The 11,726-nt window shown below is 62.2% G+C and carries 10 protein-coding genes; 9 read left to right on the top strand and 1 reads right to left on the bottom strand.

Going from position 1 to position 11,726, the window contains the following annotated elements; translation table 11 throughout:
- Positions 1 to 92: 92 nt before the first annotated feature.
- The 9 genes from dnaK to V2B23_RS15645 all read left to right on the top strand — a co-directional run bounded on the left by dnaK (position 93) and on the right by V2B23_RS15645 (position 10,447).
- Positions 93 to 1,946 (top strand): molecular chaperone DnaK, encoded by a 1,854-nt coding sequence (gene dnaK, locus V2B23_RS15685; RefSeq protein ID WP_430951201.1) that lies wholly within the window; start codon positions 93 to 95, stop codon positions 1,944 to 1,946.
- Positions 1,943 to 2,548 carry a nucleotide exchange factor GrpE gene (gene grpE / locus V2B23_RS15680; protein ID WP_430951200.1) on the top strand — a complete coding sequence of 202 codons (606 nt, stop codon included), beginning with the start codon at positions 1,943 to 1,945 and terminating at the stop codon, positions 2,546 to 2,548. Before dnaK ends, grpE begins: the two co-directional genes overlap by 4 nt.
- Positions 2,549 to 2,570: 22 nt before the next feature.
- Positions 2,571 to 3,746: a molecular chaperone DnaJ gene (gene dnaJ, locus V2B23_RS15675; protein WP_317540956.1), complete on the top strand. Its 1,176-nt coding sequence runs from the start codon at positions 2,571 to 2,573 to the stop codon at positions 3,744 to 3,746.
- Positions 3,746 to 4,153, top strand: coding sequence for a heat shock protein transcriptional repressor HspR (locus V2B23_RS15670; RefSeq protein ID WP_430951199.1), 408 nt, complete (start codon positions 3,746 to 3,748; stop codon positions 4,151 to 4,153). Before dnaJ ends, V2B23_RS15670 begins: the two co-directional genes overlap by 1 nt.
- A gap of 343 nt (positions 4,154 to 4,496) precedes the next feature.
- A complete protein-coding gene (locus V2B23_RS15665) occupies positions 4,497 to 5,714 on the top strand; it encodes an ABC transporter substrate-binding protein (RefSeq protein ID WP_430951198.1) in 1,218 nt (405 codons plus the stop codon).
- Positions 5,711 to 6,568, top strand: a complete 858-nt coding sequence (locus V2B23_RS15660) for a branched-chain amino acid ABC transporter permease (protein WP_033235705.1) — start codon at positions 5,711 to 5,713, stop codon at positions 6,566 to 6,568. The genes V2B23_RS15665 and V2B23_RS15660 overlap by 4 nt, the downstream gene beginning before the upstream one ends.
- A 1-nt stretch (position 6,569) precedes the next feature.
- Positions 6,570 to 8,420 (top strand): ABC transporter permease subunit, encoded by a 1,851-nt coding sequence (locus V2B23_RS15655; RefSeq protein ID WP_430951557.1) that lies wholly within the window; start codon positions 6,570 to 6,572, stop codon positions 8,418 to 8,420.
- On the top strand, positions 8,420 to 9,139 hold the full coding sequence (locus V2B23_RS15650) for an ABC transporter ATP-binding protein (protein WP_430951197.1): 720 nt from the start codon (positions 8,420 to 8,422) through the stop codon (positions 9,137 to 9,139). The genes V2B23_RS15655 and V2B23_RS15650 overlap by 1 nt, the downstream gene beginning before the upstream one ends.
- Positions 9,140 to 9,274: 135 nt before the next feature.
- Positions 9,275 to 10,447: an NADH:flavin oxidoreductase gene (locus tag V2B23_RS15645; RefSeq protein WP_033235702.1), complete on the top strand. Its 1,173-nt coding sequence runs from the start codon at positions 9,275 to 9,277 to the stop codon at positions 10,445 to 10,447.
- A 66-nt stretch (positions 10,448 to 10,513) separates the two neighbouring features.
- Here the strand turns inward: V2B23_RS15645 and V2B23_RS15640 are convergent, their stop codons facing one another.
- Positions 10,514 to 11,467: a serine hydrolase domain-containing protein gene (locus V2B23_RS15640; RefSeq protein ID WP_430951196.1), complete on the bottom strand. Its 954-nt coding sequence runs from the start codon at positions 11,465 to 11,467 to the stop codon at positions 10,514 to 10,516.
- Between the last annotated feature and the right edge of the window lie 259 nt (positions 11,468 to 11,726).

Raw genomic sequence — 11,726 nt, 5'->3', positions numbered from 1 at the left:
GAGCGGAGGACGCTCACCAAGCGAAAAACGCGCGGTCATGCCCGAGATCAAGCACTCGGACACAGCGCCGCAGAACGAAAGGTAGGAACACTATGGCTCGTGCAGTCGGTATCGACCTCGGTACGACCAACTCGGTAGTAGCAGTGCTGGAGGGCGGCGAGCCCGTAGTGGTCGCCAACTCCGAAGGCTCGCGCACCACGCCGTCCGTCGTCGCATTCGCAAAGAACGGCGAGGTCCTCGTCGGCCAGCCTGCGAAGAACCAGGCGGTCACCAACGTCGATCGCACCCTCCGCTCCGTCAAGCGCCACATCGGCACCGACTGGAATGTCGAGATTGACGGCAAGAAGTACACGCCGCAGGAAATCAGCGCTCGCACGCTCATGAAGCTCAAGCGTGACGCAGAGGCTTACCTCGGCGAAGAAATCACGGATGCCGTGATCACCGTCCCCGCATACTTCGAGGACGCACAGCGTCAGGCCACCAAGGAAGCCGGCCAGATCGCCGGACTCAACGTCCTGCGTATCGTCAACGAGCCCACCGCGGCTGCACTGGCATACGGCCTGGACAAGGGTGACACCGAGCAGACCATTCTGGTCTTCGACCTCGGTGGCGGCACCTTCGACGTCTCCCTGCTGGAAATCGGCGACGGCGTCGTCGAGGTTCGCGCAACCTCCGGTGACAACCACCTCGGTGGCGACGACTGGGACGAGCGCATCGTCTCCTGGCTCGTCGACAAGTTCAAGGCTCAGAACGGCATCGATCTGACCAAGGACAAGATGGCCCTGCAGCGTCTGCGTGAGGCTGCGGAGAAGGCGAAGATCGAGCTCTCCAGTTCGCAGAGCACCTCCATCAACCTCCCTTACATCACGGTCGACGCGGACAAGAACCCCTTGTTCCTCGACGAGCAGCTCTCGCGTAGCGAGTTCCAGAAGATCACCTCTGATCTCCTCGACCGCACCCGCGCGCCGTTCCAGGCCGTGATCAAGGACAGTGGCATCTCCGTAAAGGACATCGACCACGTTGTTCTCGTCGGTGGCTCCACCCGTATGCCGGCTGTCTCCGACCTGGTTCGCGAGATGACCGGTGGCCGTGAGCCCAACAAGGGCGTCAACCCGGACGAGGTTGTGGCCGTCGGCGCTGCTCTGCAGGCCGGTGTCCTCAAGGGTGAGGTCAAGGACGTTCTGCTCCTCGACGTCACACCGCTCTCGCTCGGTATCGAGACCAAGGGTGGCGTGATGACCAAGCTCATCGAGCGCAACACCACCATCCCGACCAAGCGCAGCGAAACCTTCACCACGGCTGACGACAACCAGCCTTCGGTGCAGATCCAGGTGTTCCAGGGTGAGCGCGAGATCGCTTCGCACAACAAGCTTCTCGGCTCCTTCGAGCTCACGGATTTGCCGCCCGCACCGCGTGGCGTCCCGCAGATCGAGGTCACCTTCGACATCGATGCCAACGGCATCGTGCACGTGACCGCGAAGGACAAGGGCACCGGCAAGGAAAACACGATCAAGATCCAGGACGGCTCCGGTCTGTCCAAGGAAGAGATCGAGCGCATGGTCAAGGACGCCGAGGCTCACGCCGAGGAAGACAAGGCTCGCCGCGAAGAGGCAGAGGTCCGCAACCAGGCCGAGTCGCTGGTCCACCAGACGGAGAAGTTCGTCAAGGAGCAGCGTGACGGCGAGAACGCGGGCAAGGTCTCCGAGGAGATCCTGACCAAGGTCGAGGCAGCCATCAAGGACGTCAACGACGCCCTCGCAGGCACCGACATCTCGGCAGTGAAGACCGCCGTGGAGAAGCTGGGCACCGAGTCGCAGGCTCTTGGCCAGGCAATCTACGAGGCCTCCGCAGCCAGCGAAGCCGGAAACACCGACGGCTCAGGCAATGACGACGACGTCGTCGACGCCGAGGTTGTCGACGAGCCTTCCGACTCGGACAAGAAGTGACCTCGGACAACTCCGAGAACAACCCGGTCGACCCCGAGACCGGTGCACAGGGAGAGGCGGCCGGTGAAGGCCGGCCGCCGCTCGACTCGGAAGACACAGGGGTAGTGCAGGAAGCCGAGGCCATCGTGGAAGAAGCGACGTTGGCTGATCAGTTGGCAGAACGCACTGCAGACCTGCAGAGCTTGCAGGCACAGTTCATGAACTACAAGCGCCGCGTCGACCGTGACAAGCAGGTCGACATCGCCAACGCGAAGGCTTCCGTAGTGGGAGTGCTCGTCCCGATCCTCGACGATCTGGATCGCGCTCGCGCACACGGAGACCTCGAAGAGGGTCCGCTGCGAGCCCTCGCGGACAAGCTCAACACCACCCTCACGGGTCTCGGTTTGAGCGAGTTCGGCACCGTGGGAGACGCTTTCGATCCTGAGCTGCACGAAGCTGTGCAGCACGAAGGTGAAGGAGCCGACCCGGTCCTGAGTGTGGTCATGCGTAAGGGCTACAAGTTCGGTGACCGCGTTCTGCGACATGCGATGGTAGGCGTTGCCGATCGAGTGGGCGAGCAGCCCACCGACGACAGCGCAGGCGCAGAAGAAGAATCAAAGTAACAGCGAGAGGAGGAGACGCCCAGTGAGTCAACGGGAGTGGATCGAGAAGGACTTCTACAAGGAGCTGGGCGTCTCGTCCTCAGCTTCGGCCGACGAGATCAAGAAGGCGTATCGCAAGCTGGCTCGGGATCTGCATCCCGATGCCAACCCTGACGATCCGAAGGCCGAAGAGCGCTTCAAGGCTGTCAGTGAAGCGAACACGATCCTGTCGGATCCGGAAAAGCGCAAGGAATACGACGAAGCCCGAAGGCTCTTTGCCAGTGGCGGCTTCGGTCCCCGGGCGCAAGGCGGCGGTGGCGGATTCAACCCCGGCGCCGGCGGCTTCGACATCAACGACCTGTTCGGTGGCGGTGCCGGCGGTCAGGATTCGGGTCTCGGCGACATCTTCGGTGGTTTGTTCAACCGCGGCGGCGCTGGTCAGCGAACCGCGTCGGCAAACCGTCCGCGCCGGGGCAAGGATCTCGAAACCGAAACCACGCTCGGGTTCCGCGAAGCGGCGCTCGGCGTCACGGTTCCGCTGCGCATCACCAGCCCGGCATCGTGCACCACCTGCCACGGCAGCGGCGCAAAGCCGGGTACCAGCCCGCGAGTGTGCCCGCACTGCAACGGAACCGGTGTCATCAACCGCAACCAGGGCGCCTTCGGATTCAGCGAGCCGTGTGACGATTGCCGGGGAACCGGTTCCATCATCGACTCGCCCTGCGAGGACTGCCACGGTAGCGGCGTCACCAACCGCACCCGCACCATCACGGTGCGCGTGCCGTCCGGTGTCAGTGACGGTCAGAAGATCAGGCTCAAGGGCAAGGGTGAAGCGGGACTCCGCGGCGCTCCCGCCGGCGACCTGTTCGTCAACATCCGGGTGCGTCCCGACTCCGTGTTCGGACGCAACGGCGACGACCTCACGGTCACCGTGCCGGTGAGCTACGGCGAACTGGTTCTCGGTACCACGCTGTCGGTGCCGACGCTGGAAGGCCGTGTCGGAGTCAAGGTTCCACCAGGAACTGTGGACGGGCGTGTTCTGCGGGTTCGCGGACGCGGCATCCCGAAGCGGCCTGAAGGAGCCGGCGATCTGCTGGTCACGGTGAAAGTGTCTGTCCCGCAGAAGCTGGACGACGCGGCGATCGAAGCGCTCGAGACCTATCTCGAAGCAGAGAAGGCGAGCGGATTTGATCCACGGGCCGGGTGGGCCGGTGTGTGATGACCGAGCAACCGAAGAATCAGAGGGACAACTCGCTTGACCCCGACGCTCAGATCTTCGTAATTTCGGTGGCCGCCGAACTGGCGGGCATGCATGCGCAGACCTTGCGCAACTACGACCGTCTCGGTTTGGTGACCCCGCACCGCACCACCGGTGGCGGGCGCCGTTACTCGCCGCGAGATGTTGCACTTCTTCGTGAGGTGCAACGTCTTTCGCAGGACGAAGGCGTCAACCTAGCCGGAATCAAGCGGATCATCGAGCTGACAAATCAGGTCGAGGCTCTGCAGCATCGAGTTCGGGAAATGGCTGAAGAGATCGCCAAGATCAATGCCGGCTACCGCCGAGAACTGGTGCCGATACCGCGCAACAACGCGTTGGTGGTGTGGAAACCGCGTCATCAGCGGTAGCACCTAGCGCAATGAATTTACGGCCCGGTGGCCTTTCGAATCACAGGATTCGCAAAGGCCACCGGGCCGTTTTGCTGTGATCTGCCAAGGATTTTCAGGTGTGTCCACCCAGCGGGAATCCTGCTGTCCAGGCGACCTGAATGTGCATAGCGTTCGCCTGGATGGCCCGTTTGACGTTAGCCAGATCACATCCTATGCTTCCATCCCAAGCAACCGCTTGCTGGATTATCAAGCGCACGCTTGGTCGGCTGGTGCCCAAAACGGGGTGTGTCCATCGGTCGGGGCTGTTCCACGTCAGGTATTCGCCTGTCGTTCGATACAAATGGGTTCTAGGAGTGCGGACATGAAACGTCGGCCTATTCTTGTGGCGGCAGTTGCTGCGACGGCGGCTCTTGCTCTTGCGGGGTGTAGCGGTTCATCGGAGTCGGAAGGTGGCGCAGACTCGCCCTATCGGGTTCTGCTGACCGGCGGCATCAGTGCTCAGGGCGTCCTGGCAGCGAATTCGCAGACGTCGCTGCTCGCGACGAAAGCTGGTGTTCAGGTCCAGAACGCGGCGGGTGGTATCGATGGTCGTCAGATCGAATTGACGACGGTGGACGATGCGGGCGACGCCACCATTGCCGTCACGAAGCTGCGTGAAGCCATCAATTCGGGCAACAAGCCGGATCTCTACCTCAACTCGGGCCCGTCGTCGATCGCCGCTGCAGTTCTGCCGATTCTCAAGCAGAACAACATCCTGTCGATGAGCATGGCGCCTTCGCCCGATTCGACGGATCCGGCGAAGTTCCCGCTCAACTTCGATCTTGCGCCCGGCGCGACGGATACCGCTCGCGGAATCTCGGAGTATGCAAAGACCAAGGGTTACACCAGTGTCGGAGTTCTCCACGGCAGCACCGCCTATGGCGAACTCTTCGGTGAGGAGATGACAACCGAGCTCGGCAAAGTCGGGCTGAAGGCAGCCGGAAACGAAGAGTACGACGCTGCAGCGCTGGATATGACGGCGCAGTTGCAGTCGCTCAAGAACTCCGGTGCCACGGCCATTGCGTTGGACGCGTACGGCGCCCCGCTCGGATATGTCCTGCAGAGCCTCGAGCGTCTCGGTTGGGACGTGCCGTTGATCGGTAACACGTCGGTGTCCGCCACCAACCTCATCGCCAATGATCCGCCCGCCGGTGTCCTAGGTACCCCGCAGGTGAAGAACCTTGTGACACAGGTTTTCACCAGCACGGTGTTCGATCCGAACAACGAGCTTGTCACCACGATGGTCGATACCATGGCATCGCTGGGTTCCATCCCGTCCACACTGATCCTCGCGGACAACTACGACGCGTTCCCGTTGGTCGCTGCCGCTGCAACCAAGGTCGGAAGTTCGACCGACCCGAAGAAGCTTGCCGAAGCCCTGGAAACCGCAGAGGTCCAGGAAAATGCCAAGACGGCGTTCCTCTCCCGCTACAACTTCAGTGCCGACAGCCACGGACCGAACCCGAATACCAGTGAGCTGCAGTTCATCAGCCCCACGAAGATCCTCAACGGCCAGTTCGGAAACCCGGCCGCCTCATGACAATTCTGTGGTCCGGGTTGGCGCTCGGCGCGGTCTACGTGCTCGTCGCCATCGGATACAACATCGTTTTTGTTTCCTCCAACACGTTCAACTTCGCTCAAGCTCAGTTGATGATGGTGGGCACGTTTGTCGCCTACACGGGTCTGGTGACTCTGAAACTTCCCGTTCTCGTGGTGGCAGTTATGGCGACGGTGACGGTGATGCTGTTGGCAGCAGTAGAGGAAATTATCGCGATCAGACCGGTCGCCGATCATCAGAATCAATTGGTGACAACGCTCGGTGTTGCCACCCTGCTCAACGGTGCGACGCAGTTGATCTGGGGCAGTGAACCTCTCACGGTTCCGTTTTTCGGATCGAACGATCCCATCACCTTGCTCGGCGGCCGAACCTACCCGGTGGAGATCGCCCTGCTGGTTGCGGCGATCGCACTGGTCATCGGCTTGAGCTACGTCTCGAAGAAGACGATGACGGGCCTGGCACTGATCGGAATCTCCGAAGACAGGGAAGCGGCGATGCTGCGCGGCGTCAACGTACGACGGTTGGCGCTCGGTGCGTTTGCCTTCTCGGGTGCCTTGGCAGGTGTCCTCGGACTCCTGGTCGGTCCCAAGACGTTTGCGGTCGCGACCTTGGGTGCCGCACTGGCGCTCAAAGGCTTTGTCGCGTTGGCGATCGGCGGGTTCGGCTCTCTGCCAGGCGCATTGATCGGTGGGCTGACCGTCGGTCTGGTCGAATCGTTCACCGCACTGTGGGCGGGCAGTCAGTACAGCAATATCGCCGTCTTCACGGTGCTGATCGTCATCTTGATGGTCAAACCTGCCGGATTGTTCGGCAATGTCCGAGAACGGGTGGTGTGAAATGGTAAGCGCGTGGCGGACTTTCCGGTCCCTTCCGAGCTGGATCCTCCCGCTGGTCCTGGCCGTGGTGATCTTGCTGCTGCCCGTGATGGGGCTCGACCTGTCGACATCGCGGCAGATTCAGTTGGCCTGCATCCTGGCCCTGGTGGTCAGTGGCCTGAATCTGAGCCTCGGCTTTGCCGGTGAACTGGCACTCGGGCAGGCCGCAATGTACGCGGCCGGCGCCTACACCGCGGGTCTGATGTCCCAGGCCGGTCACACCGACATCCTGGTGCAGCTCGCTGCCTCCGGTGCCGTGGCATTGGGCGTCGGCATCTTGACCGGTGTTCCCGGTCTGCGACTGGGCAATTGGTCTCTGGCGATGACGTCGTTCTTCCTGGTGCTGCTCGTGCCGGACGTACTGGCGATCTTCGGCGGCAAGACCGGTGGCCGAAACGGCCTCACCGGTATGGAGCCGCCGACGCTCTTCGGTTCCGAACTCGACACCCAGCAGTACTACATGGTGGTCGTTGTCGTCACCGTTCTCTGGTTCGCGGTGATGCGCAACCTGGTGGTCTCGCGCCACGGCATCGCGTTCCGCACCCTCAAGCAGTCGCCGGTTCTGGCGTCCTCGCAGGGTGTGTCGGTGTTCCGGATGAAACTGCTCGGGTATGCGATCGGCGCGTTCCCGGCCGGTCTGGCTGGTGCGTTGTTCGCCAACACCGACCTGTTCATCTCGCCGGAAGCGTTCGGGTTCACCTTTGCCACAGCAGTTCTGGCGGCGTCGATCCTGGGCGGTGCGGCTAGTGTGTACGGCGCCGTTCTCGGTGCCGCGATCATGCAGCTCGGGCCGAATCAGTCGACGGCGTTCCAGGAGTATTCGCTGATCTTCTACGGCGGCTTCCTGATCATCGGCGGTGTGCTGCTCTCGGGTGGATTGACGAAAGTCGGCCGCTCGATGGTGGCGAAACTCGATCGCAAGGCCGGACTGGGAGCCGTACTTCCGAAGGAGGACGGCAGCGCCGCAGTCGAACTGGCGCCGATCAACGGTGCCCGGTTGGTGGTCGACGGGGTATCGAAGGCGTTCGGTGGCAACCAGGCACTCAACGCCGCAACTCTGACAGCAGAGGCAGGCAAGGTCACCGCGTTGATCGGGCCCAACGGTTCGGGCAAGACGACCATGCTCAACATGATCTGCGGGTTCTACACCGCAGATGCCGGCGTGATCACCATCGGCGACACGGTGGTCTCCCAATCCTCACCGCACACGGTGGCGCGTGTCGGTGTCGCCCGTACCTTCCAGACTCCGACGATTCCCGAGAACATCACGGTCCTGGAAGCTGTTGCTTCCGGACGCTATTCGGTGCACCGCGCCTCGATGGCGTCGGCTGTGCTGCGGCTACCCAGCTTCCGCAAGGTCGCGAAAGCTGACATCGTCGAAGCCGAGCGGGTGCTCGAGTTGGTCGGGATGTCGCACCTACGCAACGAGATTGCGACGTCGTTGCCACTGGGTATGCGTCGTATGCTCGAAGTTGCCCGCGCCGTCGTCGCCGAGCCGAGAGTCGTCCTCTTCGACGAGGTAGCGTCGGGACTCGACGAGGACGAACTCGAACGTCTGGCCGATCTGATCCGGGTACTGCGTGACGCCGGAGCGACAGTGGTGTTGGTGGAGCACAACTTCCGGCTCGTGCTCTCTCTCGCGGACGAAATCGTGGTGCTGGCGCAGGGGCAGGTGATTGCCACCGGTGATGCGGCGGCCATCGAACGCCACCCCCGGGTGCTCAGTGAGTACCTCGGAGTGAAATCCGGTGACGAGGAAGCACTTCTCGAAGAAATCGGTGCCGTCGACCATCAGAGCAGTGAGGTGAAGTGATGGAACCGATTCTCAAGGTCCGCAACCTGCAAACCGGGTACGGCGATCTGCGGGTCGTCTGGGACGTTTCGTTCGACGTCTATCCCGGCCAGGTGACCGCTCTGCTCGGCCGCAACGGCGCCGGTAAGACCAGCACGTTGCGCGCTCTGTCGGGGCTCAACAAGGTTGCGTCGGGGACCGTCGAAATGGACGGCGCCGACATCACCGGAGTTCCCGCACACAAAAGGGTGCGCCAGGGAATGGCGTACGTGCAGGAGGGTAAGCGGGTCTTCCACAAGCAGACCGTCGAGCAGAACCTTCTGCTCGGTGGGTACACCCGCAAAGTCAAACGCGGCGAGCTCATGGAATCGGTGGAATCCATGTACGAGATGTTCCCGATCCTGGGGGAGAAGCGTTCACTGCCGGCCGGTTCCATGTCCGGTGGCCAGCAGCAGATGCTCGCGATCGGTGCGGCGTTGATGGCGCAGCCCCGGTTGCTGCTGCTCGACGAGCCGTCCGGTGGGCTCGCTCCCGTCATTGTGGGCGAGGTGATGGACCGCGTTCAGCAACTGAAGGAAACCGGGTTGGCGGTCCTGCTGGTGGAGCAGGCCGTCGAGGCGGCGATGAGCGTCGCCGATCATGTGACGGTCCTCGATATCGGCAAGGTGGTTCTCGACGCCGACGCCAAGGACATCGACGACCTGGCAGTGCTCAAGGACGCGTACTTCGGACGAGTCTGAACAGCAGTGACCACGTACTTCAGCCCGGCCACCTCGGCCGGGCTGAAGTTGTCTCCCGCTCCGTGGCACGGGCCATAGCCAGCCGCCGAGCATGGATCTACCGTCCTCGAAACAACCTTTGCGAGAGGCAACTCGATGACTGCTCCCGACGTGCTCGCCCCGGCAAAGCTGGGTCCGGTGACCCTGCGAAACCGCATCATCAAATCCGCGACATTCGAAGGTAAGACCCCCGACGCGCTGGTCACGGATGACTTGATCGAATTTCATCGCCGCCCGGCGGCGGGCGGAGTCGGGATGTCCACCGTCGCGTACTGCGCCGTCGCGCCCGAAGGACGCACCGAATACGGCCAGCTGTGGATGCGGCCCGATGCGCTACCGGGCCTGCGGCGGCTCACCGACGCGATTCACAGCGAAGGTGCAGCCGCGTCCGCTCAGCTCGGACACGCCGGCCCGGTCGCGAATCAGAAGTCGACAGGGCTGCCAGCGCTTGCACCGTCGAGCTCGTTCAATCCGTTGAGCATGAGGATGATTCGTACCGCCACCACCGCGGACATCACCCGTATCGCTGCCGCACACGGCAGCGCCGCACAACTTGCCGTCGAGGCAGGATTCGACGCAGTCGAAATCCACTTCGGCCACAACTACTTCGCGAGCTCGTTCCTGAGCCCGAAACTGAACCGTCGCAAGGATTCCTACGGTGGATCGCTCGAGAACAGGGCCCGGGTTGTCCTCGAGACCGCGCGCAGCGTTCGCGACGCCGTCGGCGACAAGATTGCGATCTTGGCCAAGCTGAACATGGATGACGGTGTGCCAGGTGGATTCTGGGTGGACGAAGCGATCCAGGTGGCGCAGTGGCTGGAGGCGTCCGGCAGCGTTGACGCGTTGGAATTGACGATGGGCAGTTCGCTGCTCAATCCGATGTACCTGTTCAAAGGTGACGCGCCGATCCGTGAGTTCGCTGCCGCGATGCCGCAACCGGTTCGACTGGGTGTGCATCTTGTGGGTAAGAGCATGTTGCATGCGTATCCCTACAAGCCGTTGTTCATGCTGGAAGAGGCTCGGCAGATCCGTGCAGCGGTGAAGTTGCCGTTGGTGCTGCTCGGCGGTGTCACAGACAAAGCCGGGATGGACACCGCAATGGCGGAAGGATTCGAGTTCGTCGCGATGGCTCGCGCCTTGCTCCGCGAACCCGACCTGGTGAATCGCATTGCGGCAGAATCTGATACGCGATCACTGTGCATCCACTGCAACAAGTGCATGCCGACTATCTTCAGCGGTGCGCGCTGCGTGCTGGTCGAGCGCGCCTGAACGCCCAAGAACGGCTGCGGCCCGACATCTTTGTGATGTCGGGCCGCAACCGTCCGATTGGTGAATTTACTCGGCTTCCTTGATCCAGTCCGTGGCATACATCGTCATGGGACCGAAGAACTCGTGAACGATGTCGTTGACCGCTTCGAGTCCGCTTTCGCTGTTTGTCATGATCACAACACTGCGGCCAGTCTCGGGGTAGGCAATGAAGAAGGCTTTGAACGGGCCGTTGTCGCCCCAGTGCCAGACCGCCTTTCCGAGTTCATTTTCCTGCAGACCGATGCCGAGGCCCCACTTGATGTGGTCGATCGCGTCTTTGTTGCTGCCGCCGTGGTCAGCGCTGCCGGCAGCGGTGAACATCATGTCCCGAGTGGCAGGTTCAAGTCCCTCACCCGCGAGAAGTGCGCCGCGCAGGAACTTCGAGTAGTCGCCGGCCGTCGTCTTCAGGGTGTACGCGACGTTTGCCCGGGGAAAATTGCGCAGGGCCTTTGCCGTGCCGTCGGCGGTATGACCGACCGCGCTGACGGCCTCGAAGGCCGGATTGGTCAGCAAGTCACTGCTTGTCATTCCGAAACGCTGGAAGACGCGCTGCGAGGCAAGTTCGGCAAACGTTGTGCCGGTGAGCGATTCGACGGTCTTTTGCAGGTAGTAGAAACCTTCACCCGAGTAGGACCACTGGGTTCCGGGTTCGAAAGTAGTACTGACCGGAGTGGTCTCGAACTCTGCACTCGACGGACCGGTCGCCCAGTTGGGCAGGCCCGTTGTGTGTGTCAGCGCCATTCTGGCGGTGATCTTGTGGGCTGCGGGATCGGCCGCGATGCGTGGGTAGTCAAAATACTCGGACAGCGGCCGATCGAGGTCGATGACACCCTCGTCCGCCAGTTGCAGGACAACGTACGACGCCACCACCTTGGTCAGCGAGGCTGCCTCGAAGACGGTATCCGACGTGACGGCGTTGCCGGTCTCGACGCTCGAGACACCGTAGTTGAACTCCTGGCGTCCCTTGGCGTCCGTGTACACAACCTGCGCACCGGGAATGCCGTGCGCGGAAAAAGCTGCGTTGATTCGCTGCGCCAGCGCGGGATCCGTGCTTCCGCCCAGGGAACCGGTATCGATGAAAGCAGATCCGGTGGTGGGGAAATTGATCGGCTGAGCCCCGGCTCCGACTGCGGTCGAGATCATTATTGCTACGGAAAATGTTGCGGAAAGTGCAGGTAGCAAAACCTTGCGTTGAACGGACTTCACAAAACCTTCTTCGAATGCGGGGCTGATGGGGCTC

Source organism: Rhodococcus sp. 24CO (assembly GCF_050586165.1).
Taxonomy (GTDB): domain Bacteria; phylum Actinomycetota; class Actinomycetes; order Mycobacteriales; family Mycobacteriaceae; genus Rhodococcus_F.
This window is presented reverse-complemented; position numbering and strand designations above follow the sequence as displayed.